The organism is Riemerella anatipestifer ATCC 11845 = DSM 15868 (assembly GCF_000252855.1).
GTDB lineage: Bacteria > Bacteroidota > Bacteroidia > Flavobacteriales > Weeksellaceae > Riemerella > Riemerella anatipestifera.
Genome location: NC_017045.1, coordinates 1136027 through 1156490 on the forward strand (window position 1 = coordinate 1136027; position 20464 = coordinate 1156490).

Sequence of the window (20464 nt, forward strand, 5' to 3'; positions counted from 1 at the left end):
CCTATTGGTTAGATGTTCTAGACAACTTAGATTGCATTAACCCATCATAATGATGATTCAACAAATAGGTATTGATTTGCTGTACTGTATCCAGGATAACTCCCACCATAATAAGTAGTGAGGTACCACCAAAAAATAGAGCAAATCTATCTGTTTGAACCAAACTTCCATACACTAAAGCCGGAAGGACTGCAAAGATAGCTAAAAAAATTGCACCTGGCAAAGTAATTTTAGATAAAATATCATCTAAGTAGTCTGCAGTCTCTTGTCCAGGTCTTACCTTTGGAATTAAACCTCCATTTCTTTTAAGGTCATCAGCCATCTGATTTACTGGAATTGTAATAGCAGTATAGAAGAATGAGAAGATAATGATAAGTATAGCAAACAGCAAGTTGTATTGCCAACTAAATACATTTTTAAATCCAGCTAGGAAAGTGTTTGTTTCATCTACTTTAGTTAAAAGCCCAGGTACAAACATTAATGCTTGTGCAAAGATAATTGGCATCACCCCAGAAGCATTAACTTTCAATGGAATCCACTGTCTTGCTCCCTGCATAAGGTTTCTTGTATTTCCTCCTCTTGCTTGAGCTCTACTCACATACTGAATAGGTATTTTTCTTACCGCGACAGAGAGTACAATCGCTAACAATACTACAACTAGCCAAAACAAAATTTCAACCAATATCATGATAGTTCCCATACCTCCTTTACCTGTTTGAGCTGTTACCTCTTGTATAAAAGCCATAGGTAAATCGGCTAAAATCCCCACCATAATTAGTATTGATATACCATTACCTATACCTTTATCTGTAATTTTCTCTCCTAACCACATTGCAAATACAGAACCTGCAACTAAAATTACAATACTAGGCAACCAAAACATAATAGAAGAAGGATCTACATAGTATGCTGATGCAAACTGAGAGTAAGGTAAGAATAGCCCCGTAATAGAACCCAAATAAGAAGGTGCTTGAACCAAACATACCGCTATTGTTAACCAACGCGTAATTTGGTTAAGAGTATTTCTACCCGATTCACCATCTTTCTGTAATTTCTGTAAATACGGAATAGCCATCCCCATCAGCTGAACAATAATAGAAGCCGAAATATAAGGCATAATACCTAACGCCATAATGGAAGCACGGCTAAACGCACCTCCAGTGAATGACGATAGTAAACCTAATAATCCTGCTCCCTGTTTACTACCACCTTGATTTTGGTATTGCTCTAAAAGAGTTCCTACCTCTGTCATGTTGATAGCTGGTAGAGATATATAGGATGCGAATCTATACACCAATATCATCCCTAAAGTAAAAAGAATTTTATCCTTTAGCTCTTTAAGGCTCCAAATGTTTTTAAGTGTTTGTATAAATTCTTTCATTGTAATAATTAAAGGGTAACTACTTTACCTCCTGCTTTATTGATTAATTCTTCTGCAGATTTAGTAAACTTATTTGCAGAGATAGACACTGCAGATTTAAGCTCTCCTCTTCCCATGATTTTGATTAAATCATTTTTAGAAGCCAAACCATTTTCTACTAAAACTTCTTTAGTGATATCACCTTTGATTCCTTTAGTATCTATAAGAGCTTGAATAGTATCTAAATTGATACCTCTGTAGTCTTTTCTGCTAATGTTGTTAAATCCAAATTTAGGAAGTCTTCTTTGTAAAGGCATTTGTCCTCCTTCAAATCCTATTTTCATAGAGTATCCAGAACGAGACTTTTGTCCTTTATGTCCTTTTGTAGAGGTACCTCCTTTTCCACTTCCTTGTCCTCTACCAATTCTTTTAGAATTATGTGTAGAACCTTTAGCTGGTTTTATGTTATTTAAATTCATTTGTTTTAAATTTAAGATTGAAGATTCAAAACTAGGAGGTCCTATTCAATCACAAAACCTCCTGTTTATTATCTAAATTTCTATTTTTGAACTTCTACTAAGTGCTGTACAGCAGCTACCATACCTAATATAGCAGGTGTAGCTTCGTGCTCTACTACTTGATGTAACTTTCTAAGACCTAAAGCTTCAAGGGTTCTCTTTTGAGTTTTAGTTCTACCAATAGCACTTCTTACTTGTTTTACTTTAATTGTTGCCATTTTTTCAAAATTAACCGTTAAATACTTTACTCAATGTTACACCTCTCATTCTTGCGATTTCTTCTGGTCTTCTGATATCTAACAAAGCTTTGAAAGTTGCTTTTACCACATTGTGCGGGTTAGAAGAACCTTTTGACTTTGAAAGAATGTCATGTACACCAGCTGATTCTAGCACTGCTCTTACCGCACCACCTGCGATAAGCCCTGTACCGTGAGAAGCAGGTCTCAAGAAGATATTAGCTCCACCATATCTGGCTGTAGTTTCGTGCGGAATTGTATGGTTTACAACAGGAACTTTTACTAGGTTTTTCTTAGCATCTTCTACTGCTTTGGAAATTGCAGAAGCTACTTCTTTAGATTTTCCTAATCCGTAACCTATAACACCATCTTCATTTCCTACCACCACGATTGCTGAGAAGCCGAAAGCTCTACCTCCTTTAGTAACCTTAGTAACTCTATTAACAGCCACTAAACGATCTACTAATTCTAAACCTCCAGGTTTTACTCTTTCTATATTATCTAATCCTAACATAATTTTTTAACTTTTAAAATTTCAAACCTCCTTCTCTAGCACCATCAGCAAGAGCTTTTACTCTACCGTGATACACAAAACCATTTCTATCAAATACTACTTTCTCATACCCTGCAGCAATAGCTTTCTGAGCGATAGCTTTACCAACAGCCGTTGAAATTTCTACTTTTGTTCCTTTAGCATCAAAACCTTTCTCTCTTGAAGAGGCTTGTACTAAAGTTTTACCTTCTTTATCATCAATAAGCTGAGCATAGATTTCTTTATTACTTTTGAATACAGATAATCTTGGTGCTGCTTGAGTTCCGGAAACTTTTCCTCTAACTCTTCTCTTTATTCTTAATCTTTTCTGTTCTTTACTTAGTGCCATTTTCTTAAATTTTAAGCAGATTTACCAGCCTTTCTTCTAATTTGTTCTCCTACAAATCTAACCCCTTTACCTTTATATGGCTCAGGTTTTCTGAAAGATCTAATTTTTGCAGCTACCATACCCAATAATTGCTTATCATAAGATGATAAAGTAATGATAGGGTTCTTACCTTTCTCTGTTACAGTTTCTACCTGAACTTCAGAAGGAAGCTCTAGTATAATACCGTGAGAAAAACCAAGAGCTAATTCTAATCTTTGTCCTTGATTAGATGCTCTATAACCAACTCCCACAAGCTCTAACTTCTTAGTAAAACCTTCAGAAGTTCCAACTACCATGTTATTGATTAGTGCTCTATAAAGTCCGTGAAGAGCTTTATGCTGTTTAGACTCAGACGGTCTGTTAACTGTAAGTACACCGTCATTTTGTTCTATAGTAATACCTCCTGTAAGTTCCTGAGTAAGTTCTCCTTTAGGACCTTTTACAGTTACCACACCGTCTTTCTCAGTGATAGTAACCCCAGAAGGAATTGTTATAATTGCTTTACCAATTCTTGACATTTTCCTTTTATTAAAAATTAATATACATAGCAGATTACCTCTCCACCTACTTTCTCTAATCTCGCTTTTTTGTCAGTCATCACTCCTTTAGAAGTAGATATAATAGCTACACCTAAGCCATTAAGTACTCTTGGAAGTTCTGCAGAACCTTTGTACTGTCTTAAACCAGGTCTAGAAGCTCTTTGGATAGACTTAATTGCTGGTTTACCAGTTTGTTTGTCGTACTTTAAAGCGATTTTAATAGTTCCTTGAACTGCATTGTCTTCAAACTTGTAGTTCAAGATATAACCTTGATCAAATAAGATTTTAGTAATCTCCTTTTTGATTTTCGATGCAGGAATTTCCACCACTTTGTGGCCTGCGCTTTGTGCGTTCCTTACTCTAGTTAGGAAATCTGAAATTGGATCTGTTACCATTTTTCGTTTTTTAAAATTATTGGTTTATGATAATCAGTATTTGAAGGCTTTAAAGTTAAAGGCAAAAGCTAAATATCTTCAAAGCCCTCAAACTTAATTATCTTGATTTGTTAAAAATTATTACCAACTTGCTTTTTTAACTCCAGGTATTAAACCTTGGTTAGCCATTTCTCTAAAAGTTACTCTAGAGATACCGAAAGTTCTCATGTATCCTCTGGGTCTTCCTGTAAGCTTGCAACGGTTATGCAACCTTACTGGCGAAGCATTTTTAGGTAATTTTTGTAATGCTTCATAATCTCCAGCTTCTTTTAGAGCTTTTCTTTTAGCAGCATATTTAGCAACTAGTGCTTCTCTTTTGCGCTCACGCGCTTTCATTGATTCTTTAGCCATTCTTCTTAGTTCTTTTTAAATGGTAAACCGAAATGAGTTAATAAGGCTTTAGCCTCTTTATCTGTTCTAGCACTTGTTACGAAAGTGATATCCATACCTTGTATTTTTTTCACTTTATCAATAACAATCTCAGGGAAGATAATTTGCTCAGTAATACCTAAGTTATAGTTCCCTCTACCGTCAAAACCATCAGCTTTGATTCCGTTAAAATCTCTAATTCTAGGTAGAGCAGAAGATGTAAGTCTATCTAAAAACTCGTACATTTTATCTGCTCTTAGCGTTACCTTTGCACCAATAGGCATACCTTTTCTTAGTTTGAAAGAAGCTTCATCTTTCTTAGAAAGAGTACCTACAGCTTTTTGTCCGGTAATTGCCGTTAATTCTTCCACTGCATAATCTACGATTTTTTTATCCGCAGTAGCAGCTCCTAAACCTTGGGATACAACGATTTTCTCTAATTTAGGTACTTGCATTACAGACTTATACCCAAACTCTTCCATCATTGCAGGAACAATTTTCTCTTTATATAATTTTTTAGGTCTTGCTATATATTCCATCGTTCTTTATTATAAAGTTTTACCAGTAGTTTTAGCTACTCTTACTTTCTTATCTCCTTCCATTTTATATCCCACTCTAGTAGCTTTTCCGTTTTCATCCATCAAAGCTACATTAGATATATGGAGAGAAGCTTCTTTCTCTACGATACCACCTTGAGGGTTTGCAGCTGAAGGCTTAGTATGTTTTTTAACAATATTTACACCTGCTACTATCACTCTAGGATCTTTACCTTCTTTTCTGATTACCTCAAGAACTTCTCCTTTGCTTCCTTTATTTTTTCCAGTGGTAACGATAACATTATCACCTCTTTTAATTTTAACTTTTGTCATTGTTTTAAAATTTTTAAAATTAAAGTACTTCAGGAGCTAATGAAATAATCTTCATATATTCCTTATCTCTTAATTCACGAGCAACTGGTCCGAAAACACGAGTTCCTCTCATCTCTCCAGCAGCATTTAAAAGAACACAAGCATTGTCATCAAAAGAGATGTAAGATCCATCTTTTCTTCTAACTGCTTTTTTAGTTCTCACTACTACTGCTTTAGATACTTGCCCTTTCTTAGCATTTCCTGTAGGAGTAGAATCTTTGATAGTCACTACGATTTTATCACCCACAGATGCATATCTTCTTTTGGTACCTCCCAAAACTCTGATTACTAATACTTCTTTAGCACCAGTATTATCAGCTACTTTTAATCTTGATTCTGTTTGTAACATTACTTAGCTCTTTCTATGATTCTTACTAATCTCCATCTTTTATTTTTGCTCAAAGGTCTTGTTTCTTGGATAAGAACAGTATCGCCTTCGTTACACTCGTTGTTTTCATCGTGTGCGGTATATTTTTTCGTTTTCAAAACGAACTTACCGTACATTGGGTGCTTCATTTTCATAGTCTCACTAACAACAATGGTCTTTTCCATTTTATTGCTCGAAACTACTCCGATTCTTTCTTTTCTTAAATTTCTTTCCATAATAAAATGAAATTCTTATTGTTTGTTAGTTAGTTCAGTTTCAAGTCTTGCGATAGTCTTCCTCAAATCTCTGATTTGGATAGGATTTTCAATTGGGCTAATTCTGTGAGCTAATTTAAGTTTCCCATAAGTAGCTTTCACTTCTACCAATTTACTTTTTAAATCCTCTACGCTTAGATTTTTAATTTCAGCTTTTTTCATTTCTAAAAGATTTATCGAGGTTTAACAAAATCGTTTGCTACTACAAACTTAGTAACTACAGGAAGTTTCTGAGCTGCAAGTCTTAAAGCTTCTTTAGCTACTTCGTAAGGAACACCTCCTACTTCAAACATGATTTTACCTGGCTTCACTACAGCTACCCAATATTCTACAGCACCTTTACCTTTACCCATACGCACTTCTGCAGGCTTTTTAGTAACTGGCTTATCTGGGAATATTTTAATCCATAGCTGTCCTTCTCTCTTCATATATCTAGTTGCAGCGATACGAGCTGCCTCTATTTGTCTTGCAGTAATCCAAGCACCTTCTGTAGCTTTAATACCGAATGTTCCGTAAGCAAGCCTATGTCCTCTGTTGGCATTGCCTTTCATTTTCATTTTATGAACCTTACGGAATTTGGTTCTTCTTGGTTGTAACATAATTTTATATATTAGATGTTAGATGTTAGATGTTAGATTGAAAAAAATTAAATTCAGCTCTTGTAACGGAAGATCTAATTTCTAATTTCTATCTTCTAACTCTAATTAAATTATTTTCTTTCTCTTCTTTTATTACCAGAAGATTTTTTCTGAGTACCTACTAATGGAGAAAGTTCTCTCTTACCATATACTTCTCCTTTCATTATCCATACCTTAACACCTAATCTACCATAAGTAGTGTGTGCTTCTGCGATATGGTAATCTATATCAGCTCTGAAAGTAGATAACGGAATTCTTCCTTCTTTGAAAGACTCACTTCTTGCCATTTCAGCACCGTTTAATCTTCCTGAAATTTGGATTTTAATTCCCTCTGCTCCCATTCTCATAGCTCCTGCGATAGCCATTTTAACAGCTCTTCTGTAAGAAATTCTGTTTTCAATTTGCTTAGCTACGCTATCTGCTACTAATACAGCATCTAACTCAGGTCTTTTAATTTCAAAGATATTGATTTGAACATCTTTACCAGTAAGTTTCTTTAACTCTTCTTTTAGTTTATCTACTTCCTGACCACCTTTACCGATGATAAGTCCCGGTCTAGCAGTAGTAATAGTTACAGTAACTAACTTAAGGGTTCTATCAATATAAATTCTTGAAATACCACCTTTAGATAATCTTGCCTCAAGATATCTTCTGATTTTGTAGTCTTCTGCGATTCTGTCTCCATAATCGTTTCCTCCAAACCAGTTAGAATCCCATCCTCTGATGATACCTAGTCTATTACCAATTGGATTTGTTTTCTGTCCCATATCTTGATTATTGATTATCTGTTTTTGAACCTAATACTAATGTTACATGGTTAGATCTTTTTCTAATTCTGTAACCTCTACCTTGTGGTGCAGGACGCAATCTTTTCAACTGTCTTGCACTATCTACATATATTTCCTTAACGAAAAGGTTAGCCTCTTCTATATCAGCTCCTTCATTTTTGTTTTGCCAGTTAGCAATTGCAGAAAGAAGAAGTTTTTCTAATTTATTAGAAGCCTCTTTTTTAGAATATCTAAGGATATATAGAGCTTTATCTACATTTTCTCCTCTAATGATATCAGCAACGAGTCTCATTTTTCTTGGAGAAGAAGGGCAATCATTAAGACGTGCTTTTACCACATCTTGATTTGCTGCTTTACGTGCTATTGCACTATCTTGTTTTCTTTTTCCCATAATGATTATCTGCTACCTTTATTTTTATTACCTGAGTGACCTCTAAAAGATCTCGTTGGAGAAAATTCACCTAACTTATGTCCTACCATATTTTCAGTTACATAAACAGGTATGAAAGACTTACCATTATGTACTGCTATAGTTTGACCTACCATGTCTGGAGAAATCATAGATGCTCTAGACCATGTTTTAATTACCGTTTTCTTTCCTGATTCTATATTCGCTTGAACCTTCTTCTCTAATGAATGGTGAATGAAAGGTCCTTTTTTAAGTGATCTTGCCATAATTATTTTCTTTTGGATACGATGTAACGGTTAGACACTTTATTTTTCTTTCTAGTCTTGTAACCTTTAGCTGGTTTACCGTTTCTAGATCTAGGGTGACCTCCTGAAGATCTACCTTCACCACCACCCATTGGGTGATCTACTGGGTTCATTGCTACAGCTCTAGTTCTTGGTCTTCTACCTAACCATCTGCTTCTACCTGCTTTACCAGATACAGTAAGCTGATGGTCTGAATTAGACACAGAACCAATCATAGCCATACACTCTACTAGAATCATTCTAGACTCTCCTGAAGGCAATTTAACGATAGCAAACTTACCATCTCTAGAAGTAAGCTGTGCAGAAGAACCTGCACTTCTTGCTAAGATAGCTCCTTGTCCAGGTCTAAGCTCTATACAAGAGATAACAGTACCTAGAGGAATATCCTTTAATTTCATTGCATTACCTACATCAGGTGTAGCTGTTTGTCCAGAAACTACAGTTTGTCCTACTTTGATACCGTTAGGAGCAATCATGTATCTCTTTTCTCCATCAGCATACTCTAATAAAGCGATGAACGCAGTTCTGTTTGGATCGTATTCCACAGTTTTTACAGTTGCCTTAACATCAAATTTGTTTCTTTTGAAGTCAATAATTCTGTACTTTCTTTTGTGTCCACCTCCAGTGTAACGCATGGTCATCTTACCAGTATTGTTACGACCGCCTTTCTTTGAAAGGCCTACAGTAAGGCTTTTCTCAGGTTTGTTGGTAGTAATCTCTTCAAAATTGTTTACAATTCTGAATCTCTGTCCTGGGGTGATAGGTTTTAATTTTCTAACAGACATTACTATTATTTATAAATTATTAATTAGTTGCAAATACATCAATAAATTCACCTTCTACAAGCTGAACCATTGCTTTTTTCAATTTGTTGGTTTTCCCAACTTGAAGTCCTTTTTTAGTGTACTTAGCAGAAACTTTAGGAGCATAAATCATTGTTCTTACATCTGCTACCTTTACACCATAAGCTTCTTCCACCGCTTGTTTGATTTGGATTTTATTCGCTTTAGTATCTACTAAGAAACTGTAAACGCCTCTCAAATCAGACAAATTAGAAGCCTTTTCTGAAATAATTGGTTTTATGATTACTGACATGATTTATTTTCTTAAATTTTCTTGAAACTTTTCTACCGCACCTTCTAAGAATACAACTTCTCCTGCATTTACTAAGTCATAAGAAGAAATTTCATTGAAATTCATTACTTTAGCCTTAGGTAAATTTCTTGAAGACAAGTACACATTCTTGTTAGCTTCTCCTAGTACAAATAAAGACTTCTTACCTTCTAATCCTAATGCATTTACCACATTGATAAATTCTTTAGTTTTAGGAGTTTCAAAAGAAAAATCTTCTAATACCTTAACATTGTTATCTCTCATTTTTTGAGAAAGAACAGATTTTTTAGCCAATCTCTTAAGTGCTTTATTTAACTTAAATCTATAATCTCTTGGCTTAGGACCAAAAACTCTACCTCCACCTTTGAATACAGGAGACTTGATATCCCCGTATCTAGCAGAACCAGAACCTTTTTGCTTCTTAAGCTTTTTAGTAGAAGCTGTAATTTCACTTCTTTCCTTAGCCTTATGAGTTCCTTGACGCTGTGCAGCAAGATACTGCTTTATCTCTAAGTAAACCGCGTGCTGATTTGGCTCTATTCCGAAGATAGCCTCATCTAAAGACACTTTTCTTCCGGTTTCTTTCCCTTGAATATTTAATACTACTAGTTCCATCTTCTGATAATTACATAAGAATTTTTAGCTCCCGGAACAGCACCTTTTACCACTAAAAGATTTTGTTCTTCATCTACTTTTAACACTTGAAGGTTCTGAACAGTTACCTGCTTACCTCCCATTCTACCAGCCATTCTTAAGCCCTTAAATACTCTTGATGGGTCTGAACCCGCACCAATAGAACCTGGAGCTCTCAATCTGTTGTGCTGCCCGTGAGTAGCCTGCATTACACCGCCGAAACCATGTCTTTTAACTACCCCTTGAAATCCTTTACCTTTAGAAGTACCTGTAACATCTACATACTCTCCTTCTGAGAATAATTTAACAGTTACTTCATCTCCTACTTGCAAATTATCGAACCCATGGTGGAATTCGTGCAATTTAGCCTTAGGAGTTGAACCAGCCTTTTTAAAATGACCAGCCAATGCCTTACCGACATTCTTCTCACTCTTGTCATCGAAACCTAACTGATAGCCTACATAGCCATCTTTTTCTACGGTTCTGACCTGTAAAACCGAACATGGACCTGCTTGAATAACAGTACAAGGAATATTTTTCCCAGACTCATCAAACAACGAAGTCATTCCGATTTTTTTTCCAATAATACCTGACATTATTAAAAATTAAAATTATTATTATTTAATTAAATTTCAATTACTTAAATCAAAAACTCAATATTTACCAATGAGAAAAAGACATACTTTTCCCAAAAATTGAGTGTGCAAATATACAAAGATTTTTTTTACTGACAAACAATAAGTTAAATTTTTACTCCAACCTTAATTTATTTATTATAAAAGATTTACCTCATCGCAAAAACTCCGCTTAAAGTTCAAAAAAATCATTTATTCTGACGTGTAATTCAATTACTAAATCTCGCCTTTTATAATGTTTTAGAAATCCTTATATTTGTTGAATGGAAATAGTAATTATAGGTTCTGGCAATGTGGCGTTCCACCTCAATAATGCTTTTCATGAAGCAAACATAAAGGTTTCTCAACTATTTGGACGAAACGAGGAAGCCTTAAAACTCATGTCTGAAACTACACAAGTCCCCTATTCCATCAATACTCTACGAAATGCCGACCTATACATTATTTGTGTAAAAGATGATGTTATAGCAGAAGTTTCACAAATTATTAAAAATGAAAACGCATTGGTAGTACACACTTCTGGCTCTATGCCTAAAGATGTTTTAGAAGGAAATCACAGAAAGGGGTGCTTTTATCCATTGCAAACTTTTTCTAAAAGTAAAGTTCTTGATTACACAGAAATTCCGTTTTTTATAGAGGCTGAAAATCCACAAGATTTAGATATTCTGAAAAATTTAGCCCTCAGAATTTCTCCTAGAGTTCAAGAGGCAGATTATGAGAAAAGAAAATACATACACCTCACCGCCGTATTTGCGTGCAACTTTGTAAACCACCTCTATGCTAGAGCAAAAGAGATAGCCGACAGCCAAAATATTCCGTTCAATTACTTCATTCCTCTTATAGAGGAGACTATGGACAAAATCTATTACCTAGACCCGAAGAAAGCCCAAACAGGTCCTGCGGTAAGAAATGATACTAGAGTTTTAGAACTTCACAGGCAATTGATAACAGATGAAACTCAATTAGGGATATACAATTTAATGAATCAATCTATAAAAAAAATGTATGAGTTATAAACAAAATTTAAGTAAAATAAAGGCCTTCGTATTTGATGTAGATGGCGTTTTTACAGATGGTAGTATCTATCTAATGCCCGACGGTAGTATGTGCCGTACAATGAATGTTCTTGATGGCTATGCGGTAGTAAAGGCTGTAAAAAAAGGATACAAAATAGGCATCATTACAGGCGGAGACGACCCTATGGTAAAACATCGCTTGCATTATCTAGGCATCGTAGATTATTACCCTAAATCCTCAAAAAAAATCATAGATTATGAAGATTTCAAAAGCAAACACAATTTAAAAGACGAAGAAATTTTAACCATGGGAGACGATTTACCCGATATAGAAATGATGAAGGCTTCCGCTCTAAGCACCTGCCCACCGAATGCAGTGCCAGAAGTAAAAGCTATTGCAGATTATATCTCCCCTATTTATGGAGGTAAAGGTGCAGTAAGAGACGTTATCGAGCAAGTATTGAAAGTCCAAGGAAATTGGCAAGAAGACGATACTCGCTCAATATAAAAAACAAGGACGATTCAATGAAATTATATTTAGCATCACAATCTCCAAGAAGGAAAGAGCTTTTAAATCAACTAGGCTTTGACTTTGAGATTGTTTCTATAAATTGTGATGAAATCTACCCAAGTGATTTAGAAATAGACAAGGTAGCGGGTTTCCTTTCGGAACTAAAAGCCAATGCATTCCGCCCTCTTTCCGAAGGAGAGGTTTTATTAACTGCAGATACCATCGTTACTTTTGATAATAAAGTTTTAGGGAAACCAAAAAATGAAGCCGAAGCAAAAAAAATGCTCAAAAGACTTTCGGATAATAGTCATAATGTTTACACTTCGGTTTGCATCAAAACTTCCACAAAAACCTTAACACTAACCGATAAATCTACAGTGTACTTTTCTCACCTGACCGATGAGGAAATTTCCTACTATATAGAAAACTATAAGCCCTACGACAAAGCTGGAGCTTACGGCATACAAGAGTGGCTAGGTATGGCTAAAATAGAAAAAGTAGAAGGTAGTTTTTATACTATTATGGGGTTACCTACTCACTTGGTTTATCAACAATTAAGTGCTTTAAATACTATTCTTTCTGTTAAAAAATAGTATTTTTACACAAATTTTCTCGAAGCCTAACAATAAAAGAGGCTTTGTGTAGTTAAAACATCAAATGAAAAAGTACAGCTATTTTTTAATTATATTGGCACTTGCCGTTGCTTGTTCTCCTAGAAAGAATACTTTTGTTAATAGGAATTATCAAAACTTTTATGCCTATTACAACACCCTATTCAATAGTAAAGATGCTTTAGAAAGTGAACTTAACACACGTAAAAATAGTCATCAAGATAATTTCTACCAACCTTATATTAAACTACTCACTTTTGATAACGACCACGAAGTAGAAAGTGAAAAAAGCACATCGGACACTCAAAATGCTCCATTTGCGGCAGGAGCTTCCTCTATATCTTATAACTCTCCTAACAGTAAGAAAGGAATGTCCGTTCTTGAAATATCAGAAGCTAAAGCATTAAAAACCATAGAACAACACTCTATGCTTTTCGATGGAAAAGAAAAAAACAAAAGAATATTTGAAGCTCAAATTATGCTTGCAAAAGCAAGAATGTATCAAGAAAAATACCTAGAAGCCTTAGATGCTCTTAATTATATTTTTTCTCACATGAAAGAGGACAAAAGATTGCCTCTCGCTAAAATATATGAAGCCAAAATTTTCTCTTTAATGAAAGACCATTACAAAGCTAATGAGATTTTTATGGCTCTAAAAGAGGAGAAACTAAGCAAAAATAACAAAAAATTATTAAGTCTTTTCTACGCAGAAAGTTTGCTTCAATCAGGGCAAAAAGAGGCTGCCGTAGAAGAATTAGCCCAAGCCTATGCTCTAAATAAAAACAAAAACTTAAGAAGTCGTATCGCCTTTTTAAGAGGACAAATTTTATCTAAATTAGATCGTAACGAAGAAGCTAGAGAAAGCTTTGTAACTGCTTATCAAAAGGCTAATAATTTTGAATTTGAAGTAAAATCTCAAATAGAAATAGCCAAGACTTTCGACAATTCTAAAAAAGAAGACTACGAAAGTCTGAAAACTTATCTAGAAAAAATATCCAAAAAAGGAACTTACGCCTCTAGAAAAAACGAGTTCTATTACGCTTTGGGACTTATGGCAATGAAGGCAGGAAAAGAGGAAGAAGCTAACAAGTTCTTCCAAAAGTCGTTGAAAGAAAAAGTTTCCGATGGACAAATACGAGGGCTTACCTACTATGAAATCGGAAAGAAATATTTAGAAAAAGAGGATTATCTAAGTGCTGGAGTTTATTACGACAGTGCCGTTACCCAAATGACCTATGCTCCTCAAAGAGAAGAATTGAAAACATTCTCTACGGATATTAAAAAAATCTCTAAAAACTATTACCTCATTAAAAAGAACGATAGCATCTTGGCTCTCACCAAAATGAACGACCAGCAAAGGCTGGCTTACTTTAACCAACAAATAGAAAAACTAAAAGCTAAAGAAGCTAAAGAGGAAGCAGAAAAATTAAAAGCCTCTAAAGAAAAAGAGTTTAAAGTAGCTGATTTTGTTTTGGACAATACCTTTGGTACAAATAGCACGAGAGGATTTGCTGATTTTGGTACTTCTACTAAAGGTTTTTACTTTGATAATCTCACAACCGTATCTAAAGGACAAGCCAACTTTAAACAAATTTGGGGAGAAAGAGCTCTTGCTGATAATTGGCGTTATTCATCAAAAACCACTTCTATAGAAGACCTCAAAAACGAAGCTCTCGGTAAAACGGAAGTTAAAAATCCAAGAAGATTTGAACCTGAGTTTTATATAGAGAAAATTCCTACCAACGCTCAAGACATCGCTCAACTCAAGCAAGATAGAGATACCGCATCACTAGGATTAGGTATGATGTATGAAAATATTTTTTCTAATACCAAACTTGCCACTAAAACACTATTTGACTTAGTAAACGCTCAACCAAAAGAAGATGTAAAACTTCAGGCGTTGTATCAAATATTTTCTATTAACTATGAGAAAAATCCGCAAGAGGCACAGAAAGCCAAAAACATTATTATTAGTGAGTTCCCTTACACTCATTATGCAGAATTTGTAAAAAATCCTAAGCGTGGAGGCTTGGGTGTCGCTTCGTCGGAAGTAGAGAACATCTATAAACAAGCCTATCAACTCTACATAGAAGAAAAATATGAGGACAGCAAAGCCCTTATAGAAAAAACAATAGAAGCTTATCCTAAAGACGCTCTATTACCGAAGTTATCGTTGCTTAATGCATTTAATACAGGGAAAACAGTGGGTAAAGAAATCATGATTTTACAATTGCAACAGATTTCCCTAAACTACGAAAAACTCCCCGAAGGCGAAAAAGCAAAACAAATGTTGGCTTATCTTAGTAGTGATTTAAAAACACCTATCACCGAACAAAGCAAGACAGCACAACCTAGCGTGAGTATAACAGTAACTGACGAAACGGCGAAAGACCATGAAGAGGAAGCTCCTAACCTCAATCTAGCCCCTTCTACCGTTCCACCACAAATTAATCTTAACGAACTTAGAAAACAAAAATTACAAAAAGAAACTATCAAAGTTAGTCCAAAATAGAAAGCCTACTTTGCTTTTCGTTTTACACCTTGAAAATCTTTTAAATAAAAAGGTTCAAAATAAGCGACATCCTCCCACTCTTTGTTCATAGCCTTATTTAAAGCTTTCTTGATAAGGTATTCTGCTGAAGGGTAAACCTCTGACTTATAGGAGGCATTAGGTAGGTTTAAAACCGTTTGTGCTTTGGTCGCCCCATCTCCCACGAAAAGAACTTTGTAGTCTTTATAATCTTCAAACGAAAACTCATCTAGAATTTTGGCTTCCGTTTCCGAAACTACTACCCCTGTTTTGCCATCAAATACCGAAGTATAAACTTCCATTCTTCTGGCATCTACCATGGGGATTATAAAATCAAATCCTTGACTTATAAAAGGTTCTACCATAGTTTCTAAAGAGTTTACAGCAACCAACGGAATTTTAAGCCCATAGCAAAAACCCTTAGCCGAAGCCGCCCCTATCCTTAGTCCTGTATAAGACCCAGGTCCCATACCTAATGAAACGGCTTCTATATCTTTTAGAGTTAGTTCTGCTCCTTCTAAAGCCCATTCCACAAAAGTATGCAGACTTTCACTTTGTTTATAGTTTTCGGACACTTCTTCGCATAAGCAAAGTAACTCTTTCCCTTTAGAGATAGCAACAGAGCAATTTTTAGATGATGTTTCAAGATGTAAAATAACCATCGACTATTTTTCCTACAAATATATGAAATGTCTTTGTGAGATATAAAAAAAGAGCTACTCTTTATATAAAAGCAACTCTTTTTTGTGTTATAAATATTATGATAAGTCTACAATGCCTTTAAGAAGTACAGAACACCAACCGAAAACATATTTTGGCTTGTATTAGGCACGTAAGTTTTAACCATTTTATTATGCGTTATATTAGTATTAGAAAAATATCCAAAAAATTTAAAATCTTGGCTTGCAATAGGCTTATACTCTAAACCTATCATATTAGTTTGATTCTGCCTTAAGCCATTGCCTAAACCATTTTCAGACCTATCATTTGCTCTTTCGTAAATGCTTTTGCCTGTAATAATAAATTTTGGAGTTATCTTATAATCTAATCTCAGTACAGCCGTCTGAAACTGAATATTTTTAGAAAAATAAGGCTCATAATCTGATACTATAGCTCCTCTATATTGGTTAATAACAGAAGAAGCAATATTAGTATAATCTACAGCCATATTGGTATGATGTAAATCTAAGTAGACTTCTAAGTTATCTGTAACCAATTTATTCCCTAATGCTACTTGGAAATTTTGCTCTCCTTTAGCAATTTGAGAAGTTGCTACCGAATAGAACGTTTTAAATGTTTTATTAAAAAAATCACCTCTCCAAGTTAAGTTAAATCCCAGCGGAATTTTAGCTGCTTCCAACCCATTAGTAATGTAAGCTCTCTGCTTATGTAATGTTGAGAAGTTGTGATTACTGGTATTAAAAGCTTGAACCCTTATACTATTGTTTTCATCTATCTGGTAGGCTAACTTAGCACCCATTGTAAATATATTCTGTTGCCTATTGATATAGTCAGAGTAGACATATTCAAAGGTTGGATTATTTTCAAACTCCCAGCTACCAAAATCATTAGCTTGCTTACCCAAAACTATATTCCATTTATTTGTCTTACCAAATTTATAATCTATATAGGCAATATCTAAAGAGCTAGGTGCATTATCTAAACTCAGTTGAGCTTGAGTTCTGTTTAGTCTATATCTTACTCTATACTTTAAATTTTCTACCACATTCCCCTGTACTTCCATTCTTGCCTCATTCAACCTAAGAGCATCTTGATTTTGATGAACATCTGTAAACTCTAATGCACTTCTAAAAAGAATATTAACTTCGGTATTCTTGGTAAAGTTTTTGAGAATATTAGTAGAATCTGCTTGTCCAAATAAAAAGCTTACTGGACAAACGAGGAGGAATAAAAGCTTCTTTTTCATATTTAATTATTTTATTGTTGTCTTTCTTTCTTTTCCTTCATTTTTTTCTTGAGCCATTGGCACCACTCGTCTATTCCATCTCCATTAAGAGTACTAATAGGAATTACTTCTATATCACTATTAACCTCTCTTGCATCTTTTGTAACTGCTTCTACAGAAAACGGCACATATGGCAACAAGTCTGATTTTGAAACTAACATCAATTCACTTGTAAGAAACATTCGTGGATATTTTTTAGGCTTATCATCTCCTTCTGTAGATGCAAGAAGTGTTACACGATAATCTTCTCCTAAATCAAAAGCGGAGGGACATAGTAGGTTACCCACATTTTCTATAAACAAAATATCTACGCCCGATAAATCTATGTGATCTAGAGCTTGGTAAATCATCTGTGCTTCTATATGACACATACCTCCTGTAACAATTTGCAGTGCATTTATACCTACTTCTTTTAGTCGCACAGCATCTCTTTCTGTCTCTGGATCGCCTACTAAAACTGCTAGATTAAGCTCTTTTCCGAGGCGTCTTCCTGTTTCTTGTAATAATGTAGTTTTACCACTCCCTGGAGAGGAACAAATATTTACCACAAGCATGTCTGTTAGTCTTTCTTTGATAGATTTAGCTACAAAATCGTTAGCTTTAAGTAGATTTAAGGTTGTATTATCACACTGTACAGAACCTACAGCCATTCTATTACTTTTAGGTTTTATATTACTCATAACTATTGTTTAAAAAAATTCAACTTCACTAATTCTTAATTCTTCACCTTGTTTTATCGTGCGAGAAGGTGTCCCACAATCACATACAAACTTATGCCTCTTTACTTCAAAATCTTTATCACAGTTACTACAATAGGCTATTATAGGAAGTAAAACCACTTCTAAATCTATATTTTCTAATCGTGGATCTTCTATAATCATAGCTTCAAAGGCATTTTGAATAAGTATTGGCTGAACATTAGAAAGTAATCCTGCCTCTACCTTTACCTTAGAAATCTCTTTAAACCTATCTCCGTAATGTTCTTCTAAGTTTTTAACTATATCTTTAACAATCGGGACTTCATGCATCTTTCTTATTCTTTTTTGAAGTAGAACTTATGGTTTTATTTTTCTCCTTTGAGACAGTTTTTGATGTTTTTTTAGTACTAGTCTTCGTTTTAGGTTTTGCCTTAGACTCTTTAACCTTTGTTTCCTTTGCCTCTATTGGAATCTGCTTTACTTGTGAATCAGCCTCTACATTCACATTTTGTTTATTTTTATACTTAACAAACTCCCATGCCATAGTTGCTAGACTATTCATCCATTCGTATAATGCTTCACCACTATCTCCTAAAACTCGTATCATTAGTGCATTTTTAGCACAAGAAGTGAAGCCGTAGGTAACATCTGTAAATTGTTCAAGCAAAATTTCGTCTAATTCTTTTTTAAACTCATCTGCAAAAGAACTTACGATAACTAAGGTAGCTTGATGAGTATATCCTTCAAAAAAAAGCATATCTTCTATAGGCTGCTCCTCTGGCTCTATTAATTGATTATCAAAAAGTATTAATTTAGAATCCCTATAAATTTTGGTTCTTGTATGATACTTTTTAAATAGAAATTTTTCTCCTGAATAGATTCTGCCTCCACTAATAATATCACCCCAAATTAGATGAGAATCTTCTTCTAAAGTGATTTCATTATTGGCATAAAAAATTGATTTTTCATAAGGTATGGTAGGGTGTGGCAAAAACTGAAATACAGCTCCAGATTTTAGTTTGAACTTAAAAAATTGTTCAGCTCCTTTACCCTTAGGCATTGGATGTATTTTATTGAACGATTGCGTAAAGAGCTTAAACTCTGTATTCTCCCCACAAATTACCTCCATATCCAAACTATCCCCATCCATCACTCCTGGAGAAGAGCACATCTGTATTACTTCTAGGTGATTAGTCCTCTGAGAACTACCATAATGAACTAGCTTATACGGGATGTCAAAATAGCTATCCACCAAAAAAGTTTTGGCTCCCTGCTTATTACAACTTATCTTTATCTTACTTTTGATAGAATTATCCTTATTAATATTCATCCCTGTATAGTATTTATTTATAGATATATTTTAACACTACGCTTCTAGTAATGCATATTTTTTAATCCATTCAATTACATCATCTACACCTTCCTTCGTTTTCAAATTACTTTTAAGATAAGGCTTCTCCCCTCTCATTTTTTTTGTATCTCTCTCCATAACTTCTATACTAGCACCAACATATGGAGCTAAATCTACTTTATTGATAAGCAATAAGTCTGAGCGAGTTATTCCTGGACCTCCTTTTCTTGGAATTTTCTCACCTTCAGCCACATCTATTACGAATATAGTAACATCTGCTAAATCTGGACTGAAGGTAGAGGCTAAATTATCTCCACCACTTTCTATAAAAACAATCTGTGTATCAGGATGATTTTTAACTAAATCTTCTACTGCTTCTAAATTCATTGAAGCATCTTCTCTAATAGCGGTATGAGGACACCCTCCCGTTTCTACCCCACGAATACGCTCAGCTGGAAGTTTAGAGTTTTTAATCATAAACTCAGCATCTTCTCTTGTATAAACGTCATTGGTTACAACGCAGATACTGTAATCCTCACTCATCTTTCTAGTGAGTGCTTCTATTAGAGCGGTTTTACCAGAACCTACTGGTCCTGCAACTCCTATTTTAACGTATGGTCTACTCATATTTTAATATTTTTTTATTTAGGAAATATAAATTCTTGTATACAGTTTTTCGTGTTGCATACATCTTATTTCTTGACCTATGCAACATAGCCCCATCATATCTTCATCTAAATCATCTTGCTTCTGCACCAAACTTTCTATTTCCTCTTTTAAGTCAAATAATATCTTCTGTCCTACCGTTTGACTAATAGGAACAATCTTAGCACAATTGGTTACTATGCCATTTAATGTATTGTAATAAAATGCTCTAAGCGCATCTTCCCTTTCTATCCCTGAAAGTTGGGCATAAATACCAAATGCAATAGCGTAATGTCCATTAATCTTGTTACTTTGTATTGCATCTAAGTATTTTTGAGCAAAAGGATAGGACTTAAGCTCTAAAGCTAGTTTTAAAAACCTTATGGCTAACTTATGACTAGCATTCCTTATCTCATAAGGTGCTTTAAGAGCGGTTAATAAATCATCTAACTCTTCTATTTTTTTCCACACTTTTCTTTTACTACATATCTTCCAAGCCTTGTTTAAGAAAGCTGCATCATTATAAAATACACTATATTTTAGCATATTAGTAGCATATTTTTTAGCAGTTTCATTATTATTAACCAAGCCTTTATCTACATAAGTTTCTAATCCATAAGAATGAGTAAAACTTCCTATGGGAAACATAGAGTCATTAATCTGTAAAAGTGTGAGTAATTGTTGCATTT

Annotated in this window: 32 protein-coding genes; 4 read left to right on the forward strand and 28 right to left on the reverse strand. The window is 34.5% G+C overall.

The window, feature by feature from the left end; all coding sequences use genetic code 11:
• Position 1: 1 nt before the first annotated feature.
• From secY to rplC, 21 genes are all read right to left on the reverse strand, one after another.
• Positions 2-1381: a preprotein translocase subunit SecY gene (gene secY, locus RA0C_RS05425; protein ID WP_004917348.1), complete on the reverse strand. Its 1380-nt coding sequence runs from the start codon at positions 1379-1381 to the stop codon at positions 2-4.
• Positions 1382-1389: 8 nt separating this feature from the next.
• Positions 1390-1839 carry a 50S ribosomal protein L15 gene (gene rplO / locus RA0C_RS05430; protein ID WP_004917346.1) on the reverse strand — a complete coding sequence of 150 codons (450 nt, stop codon included), beginning with the start codon at positions 1837-1839 and terminating at the stop codon, positions 1390-1392.
• 80 nt (positions 1840-1919) lie between these two features.
• On the reverse strand, positions 1920-2096 hold the full coding sequence (gene rpmD, locus RA0C_RS05435; RefSeq protein ID WP_004917345.1) for a 50S ribosomal protein L30: 177 nt from the start codon (positions 2094-2096) through the stop codon (positions 1920-1922).
• Between the two features lie 10 nt (positions 2097-2106).
• Positions 2107-2628: a 30S ribosomal protein S5 gene (gene rpsE / locus RA0C_RS05440; protein WP_004917344.1), complete on the reverse strand. Its 522-nt coding sequence runs from the start codon at positions 2626-2628 to the stop codon at positions 2107-2109.
• A gap of 13 nt (positions 2629-2641) precedes the next feature.
• Positions 2642-2995 carry a 50S ribosomal protein L18 gene (gene rplR / locus RA0C_RS05445; protein ID WP_004917342.1) on the reverse strand — a complete coding sequence of 118 codons (354 nt, stop codon included), beginning with the start codon at positions 2993-2995 and terminating at the stop codon, positions 2642-2644.
• Between the two features lie 11 nt (positions 2996-3006).
• The gene (rplF, locus tag RA0C_RS05450; RefSeq protein ID WP_013446942.1) at positions 3007-3552 is read right to left on the reverse strand and encodes a 50S ribosomal protein L6; all 546 of its coding nucleotides are present in this window, start codon (positions 3550-3552) and stop codon (positions 3007-3009) included.
• A gap of 17 nt (positions 3553-3569) precedes the next feature.
• The gene (rpsH, locus tag RA0C_RS05455; RefSeq protein ID WP_004917338.1) at positions 3570-3968 is read right to left on the reverse strand and encodes a 30S ribosomal protein S8; all 399 of its coding nucleotides are present in this window, start codon (positions 3966-3968) and stop codon (positions 3570-3572) included.
• A gap of 120 nt (positions 3969-4088) precedes the next feature.
• Positions 4089-4358 carry a 30S ribosomal protein S14 gene (gene rpsN / locus RA0C_RS05460; protein WP_004917337.1) on the reverse strand — a complete coding sequence of 90 codons (270 nt, stop codon included), beginning with the start codon at positions 4356-4358 and terminating at the stop codon, positions 4089-4091.
• A gap of 5 nt (positions 4359-4363) precedes the next feature.
• On the reverse strand, positions 4364-4915 hold the full coding sequence (gene rplE / locus RA0C_RS05465) for a 50S ribosomal protein L5 (protein ID WP_004917335.1): 552 nt from the start codon (positions 4913-4915) through the stop codon (positions 4364-4366).
• Positions 4916-4924: 9 nt separating this feature from the next.
• On the reverse strand, positions 4925-5245 hold the full coding sequence (gene rplX / locus RA0C_RS05470) for a 50S ribosomal protein L24 (protein ID WP_013446943.1): 321 nt from the start codon (positions 5243-5245) through the stop codon (positions 4925-4927).
• Between the two features lie 19 nt (positions 5246-5264).
• A complete protein-coding gene (gene rplN / locus RA0C_RS05475) occupies positions 5265-5633 on the reverse strand; it encodes a 50S ribosomal protein L14 (protein ID WP_004917332.1) in 369 nt (122 codons plus the stop codon).
• Positions 5633-5887, reverse strand: a complete 255-nt coding sequence (gene rpsQ, locus RA0C_RS05480) for a 30S ribosomal protein S17 (protein ID WP_004917330.1) — start codon at positions 5885-5887, stop codon at positions 5633-5635. The genes rplN and rpsQ overlap by 1 nt, the downstream gene beginning before the upstream one ends.
• A gap of 15 nt (positions 5888-5902) precedes the next feature.
• The gene (rpmC, locus tag RA0C_RS05485; RefSeq protein ID WP_004917328.1) at positions 5903-6088 is read right to left on the reverse strand and encodes a 50S ribosomal protein L29; all 186 of its coding nucleotides are present in this window, start codon (positions 6086-6088) and stop codon (positions 5903-5905) included.
• Positions 6089-6099: 11 nt separating this feature from the next.
• Entirely contained in the window at positions 6100-6525 is a 426-nt protein-coding gene (rplP, locus tag RA0C_RS05490; protein ID WP_013446944.1) for a 50S ribosomal protein L16, read from the reverse strand.
• A 110-nt stretch (positions 6526-6635) separates the two neighbouring features.
• Positions 6636-7331, reverse strand: a complete 696-nt coding sequence (gene rpsC / locus RA0C_RS05495; RefSeq protein WP_004917324.1) for a 30S ribosomal protein S3 — start codon at positions 7329-7331, stop codon at positions 6636-6638.
• A 7-nt stretch (positions 7332-7338) separates the two neighbouring features.
• Positions 7339-7743: a 50S ribosomal protein L22 gene (gene rplV / locus RA0C_RS05500; RefSeq protein ID WP_004917322.1), complete on the reverse strand. Its 405-nt coding sequence runs from the start codon at positions 7741-7743 to the stop codon at positions 7339-7341.
• A 5-nt stretch (positions 7744-7748) separates the two neighbouring features.
• Positions 7749-8027 carry a 30S ribosomal protein S19 gene (rpsS, locus tag RA0C_RS05505; protein WP_004917321.1) on the reverse strand — a complete coding sequence of 93 codons (279 nt, stop codon included), beginning with the start codon at positions 8025-8027 and terminating at the stop codon, positions 7749-7751.
• A gap of 2 nt (positions 8028-8029) precedes the next feature.
• Positions 8030-8851 carry a 50S ribosomal protein L2 gene (gene rplB / locus RA0C_RS05510; RefSeq protein WP_004917319.1) on the reverse strand — a complete coding sequence of 274 codons (822 nt, stop codon included), beginning with the start codon at positions 8849-8851 and terminating at the stop codon, positions 8030-8032.
• A gap of 19 nt (positions 8852-8870) precedes the next feature.
• Complete coding sequence (rplW, locus tag RA0C_RS05515) at positions 8871-9161, reverse strand: 50S ribosomal protein L23 (protein ID WP_004917317.1); 291 nt, start codon at positions 9159-9161, stop codon at positions 8871-8873.
• A 3-nt stretch (positions 9162-9164) separates the two neighbouring features.
• Positions 9165-9794: a 50S ribosomal protein L4 gene (gene rplD, locus RA0C_RS05520; protein ID WP_004917315.1), complete on the reverse strand. Its 630-nt coding sequence runs from the start codon at positions 9792-9794 to the stop codon at positions 9165-9167.
• Positions 9785-10408, reverse strand: coding sequence for a 50S ribosomal protein L3 (gene rplC, locus RA0C_RS05525; protein ID WP_004917312.1), 624 nt, complete (start codon positions 10406-10408; stop codon positions 9785-9787). Before rplC ends, rplD begins: the two co-directional genes overlap by 10 nt.
• A 302-nt stretch (positions 10409-10710) precedes the next feature.
• Here rplC and RA0C_RS05530 point away from each other — a divergent pair, with 302 nt between their 5' ends.
• The 4 genes from RA0C_RS05530 to porW all read left to right on the forward strand — a co-directional run bounded on the left by RA0C_RS05530 (position 10711) and on the right by porW (position 15097).
• On the forward strand, positions 10711-11463 hold the full coding sequence (locus RA0C_RS05530) for a Rossmann-like and DUF2520 domain-containing protein (protein ID WP_004917311.1): 753 nt from the start codon (positions 10711-10713) through the stop codon (positions 11461-11463).
• Positions 11453-11971 carry a KdsC family phosphatase gene (locus tag RA0C_RS05535; RefSeq protein ID WP_004917309.1) on the forward strand — a complete coding sequence of 173 codons (519 nt, stop codon included), beginning with the start codon at positions 11453-11455 and terminating at the stop codon, positions 11969-11971. Before RA0C_RS05530 ends, RA0C_RS05535 begins: the two co-directional genes overlap by 11 nt.
• Before the next feature lie 17 nt (positions 11972-11988).
• Positions 11989-12567 carry a Maf family protein gene (locus RA0C_RS05540; protein WP_004917307.1) on the forward strand — a complete coding sequence of 193 codons (579 nt, stop codon included), beginning with the start codon at positions 11989-11991 and terminating at the stop codon, positions 12565-12567.
• A gap of 64 nt (positions 12568-12631) precedes the next feature.
• Positions 12632-15097 carry a type IX secretion system periplasmic lipoprotein PorW/SprE gene (gene porW, locus RA0C_RS05545; protein ID WP_004917305.1) on the forward strand — a complete coding sequence of 822 codons (2466 nt, stop codon included), beginning with the start codon at positions 12632-12634 and terminating at the stop codon, positions 15095-15097.
• 5 nt (positions 15098-15102) lie between these two features.
• On the opposite strand, the gene tsaB is transcribed toward porW, so the two are convergent.
• From tsaB to RA0C_RS05580, 7 genes are all read right to left on the reverse strand, one after another.
• The gene (tsaB, locus tag RA0C_RS05550; protein WP_004917303.1) at positions 15103-15777 is read right to left on the reverse strand and encodes a tRNA (adenosine(37)-N6)-threonylcarbamoyltransferase complex dimerization subunit type 1 TsaB; all 675 of its coding nucleotides are present in this window, start codon (positions 15775-15777) and stop codon (positions 15103-15105) included.
• 107 nt (positions 15778-15884) lie between these two features.
• A complete protein-coding gene (locus tag RA0C_RS05555; RefSeq protein ID WP_004917301.1) occupies positions 15885-17042 on the reverse strand; it encodes a porin in 1158 nt (385 codons plus the stop codon).
• An 11-nt stretch (positions 17043-17053) separates the two neighbouring features.
• Positions 17054-17761, reverse strand: coding sequence for a hydrogenase nickel incorporation protein HypB (gene hypB, locus RA0C_RS05560; RefSeq protein ID WP_004917299.1), 708 nt, complete (start codon positions 17759-17761; stop codon positions 17054-17056).
• A 9-nt stretch (positions 17762-17770) separates the two neighbouring features.
• Positions 17771-18109 (reverse strand): hydrogenase maturation nickel metallochaperone HypA/HybF, encoded by a 339-nt coding sequence (locus RA0C_RS05565; protein WP_004917298.1) that lies wholly within the window; start codon positions 18107-18109, stop codon positions 17771-17773.
• Complete coding sequence (locus RA0C_RS05570; protein WP_004917296.1) at positions 18102-19109, reverse strand: urease accessory protein UreD; 1008 nt, start codon at positions 19107-19109, stop codon at positions 18102-18104. The genes RA0C_RS05565 and RA0C_RS05570 overlap by 8 nt, the downstream gene beginning before the upstream one ends.
• Before the next feature lie 36 nt (positions 19110-19145).
• The gene (gene ureG, locus RA0C_RS05575; protein ID WP_004917295.1) at positions 19146-19757 is read right to left on the reverse strand and encodes an urease accessory protein UreG; all 612 of its coding nucleotides are present in this window, start codon (positions 19755-19757) and stop codon (positions 19146-19148) included.
• Positions 19758-19775: 18 nt separating this feature from the next.
• Entirely contained in the window at positions 19776-20462 is a 687-nt protein-coding gene (locus RA0C_RS05580; protein WP_004917292.1) for an urease accessory protein UreF, read from the reverse strand.
• Between the last annotated feature and the right edge of the window lie 2 nt (positions 20463-20464).

Excerpts from the sequence above, each read along its gene's own strand:
- secY (WP_004917348.1), bottom strand. The coding sequence starts at position 1,381 with ATGAAAGAATTTATACAAACACTTAAAAACATTTGGAGCCTTAAAGAG.
- rplO (WP_004917346.1), bottom strand. The coding sequence starts at position 1,839 with ATGAATTTAAATAACATAAAACCAGCTAAAGGTTCTACACATAATTCT.
- rpmD (WP_004917345.1), bottom strand. The coding sequence starts at position 2,096 with ATGGCAACAATTAAAGTAAAACAAGTAAGAAGTGCTATTGGTAGAACT.
- rpsE (WP_004917344.1), bottom strand. The coding sequence starts at position 2,628 with ATGTTAGGATTAGATAATATAGAAAGAGTAAAACCTGGAGGTTTAGAA.
- rplR (WP_004917342.1), bottom strand. The coding sequence starts at position 2,995 with ATGGCACTAAGTAAAGAACAGAAAAGATTAAGAATAAAGAGAAGAGTT.
- rplF (WP_013446942.1), bottom strand. The coding sequence starts at position 3,552 with ATGTCAAGAATTGGTAAAGCAATTATAACAATTCCTTCTGGGGTTACT.
- rpsH (WP_004917338.1), bottom strand. The coding sequence starts at position 3,968 with ATGGTAACAGATCCAATTTCAGATTTCCTAACTAGAGTAAGGAACGCA.
- rpsN (WP_004917337.1), bottom strand. The coding sequence starts at position 4,358 with ATGGCTAAAGAATCAATGAAAGCGCGTGAGCGCAAAAGAGAAGCACTA.
- rplE (WP_004917335.1), bottom strand. The coding sequence starts at position 4,915 with ATGGAATATATAGCAAGACCTAAAAAATTATATAAAGAGAAAATTGTT.
- rplX (WP_013446943.1), bottom strand. The coding sequence starts at position 5,245 with ATGACAAAAGTTAAAATTAAAAGAGGTGATAATGTTATCGTTACCACT.
- rplN (WP_004917332.1), bottom strand. The coding sequence starts at position 5,633 with ATGTTACAAACAGAATCAAGATTAAAAGTAGCTGATAATACTGGTGCT.
- rpsQ (WP_004917330.1), bottom strand. The coding sequence starts at position 5,887 with ATGGAAAGAAATTTAAGAAAAGAAAGAATCGGAGTAGTTTCGAGCAAT.
- rpmC (WP_004917328.1), bottom strand. The coding sequence starts at position 6,088 with ATGAAAAAAGCTGAAATTAAAAATCTAAGCGTAGAGGATTTAAAAAGT.
- rplP (WP_013446944.1), bottom strand. The coding sequence starts at position 6,525 with ATGTTACAACCAAGAAGAACCAAATTCCGTAAGGTTCATAAAATGAAA.
- rpsC (WP_004917324.1), bottom strand. The coding sequence starts at position 7,331 with ATGGGACAGAAAACAAATCCAATTGGTAATAGACTAGGTATCATCAGA.
- rplV (WP_004917322.1), bottom strand. The coding sequence starts at position 7,743 with ATGGGAAAAAGAAAACAAGATAGTGCAATAGCACGTAAAGCAGCAAAT.
- rpsS (WP_004917321.1), bottom strand. The coding sequence starts at position 8,027 with ATGGCAAGATCACTTAAAAAAGGACCTTTCATTCACCATTCATTAGAG.
- rplB (WP_004917319.1), bottom strand. The coding sequence starts at position 8,851 with ATGTCTGTTAGAAAATTAAAACCTATCACCCCAGGACAGAGATTCAGA.
- rplW (WP_004917317.1), bottom strand. The coding sequence starts at position 9,161 with ATGTCAGTAATCATAAAACCAATTATTTCAGAAAAGGCTTCTAATTTG.
- rplD (WP_004917315.1), bottom strand. The coding sequence starts at position 9,794 with ATGGAACTAGTAGTATTAAATATTCAAGGGAAAGAAACCGGAAGAAAA.
- rplC (WP_004917312.1), bottom strand. The coding sequence starts at position 10,408 with ATGTCAGGTATTATTGGAAAAAAAATCGGAATGACTTCGTTGTTTGAT.
- RA0C_RS05530 (WP_004917311.1), top strand. The coding sequence starts at position 10,711 with ATGGAAATAGTAATTATAGGTTCTGGCAATGTGGCGTTCCACCTCAAT.
- RA0C_RS05535 (WP_004917309.1), top strand. The coding sequence starts at position 11,453 with ATGAGTTATAAACAAAATTTAAGTAAAATAAAGGCCTTCGTATTTGAT.
- RA0C_RS05540 (WP_004917307.1), top strand. The coding sequence starts at position 11,989 with ATGAAATTATATTTAGCATCACAATCTCCAAGAAGGAAAGAGCTTTTA.
- porW (WP_004917305.1), top strand. The coding sequence starts at position 12,632 with ATGAAAAAGTACAGCTATTTTTTAATTATATTGGCACTTGCCGTTGCT.
- tsaB (WP_004917303.1), bottom strand. The coding sequence starts at position 15,777 with ATGGTTATTTTACATCTTGAAACATCATCTAAAAATTGCTCTGTTGCT.
- RA0C_RS05555 (WP_004917301.1), bottom strand. The coding sequence starts at position 17,042 with ATGAAAAAGAAGCTTTTATTCCTCCTCGTTTGTCCAGTAAGCTTTTTA.
- hypB (WP_004917299.1), bottom strand. The coding sequence starts at position 17,761 with ATGAGTAATATAAAACCTAAAAGTAATAGAATGGCTGTAGGTTCTGTA.
- RA0C_RS05565 (WP_004917298.1), bottom strand. The coding sequence starts at position 18,109 with ATGCATGAAGTCCCGATTGTTAAAGATATAGTTAAAAACTTAGAAGAA.
- RA0C_RS05570 (WP_004917296.1), bottom strand. The coding sequence starts at position 19,109 with ATGAATATTAATAAGGATAATTCTATCAAAAGTAAGATAAAGATAAGT.
- ureG (WP_004917295.1), bottom strand. The coding sequence starts at position 19,757 with ATGAGTAGACCATACGTTAAAATAGGAGTTGCAGGACCAGTAGGTTCT.
- RA0C_RS05580 (WP_004917292.1), bottom strand. The coding sequence starts at position 20,462 with ATGCAACAATTACTCACACTTTTACAGATTAATGACTCTATGTTTCCC.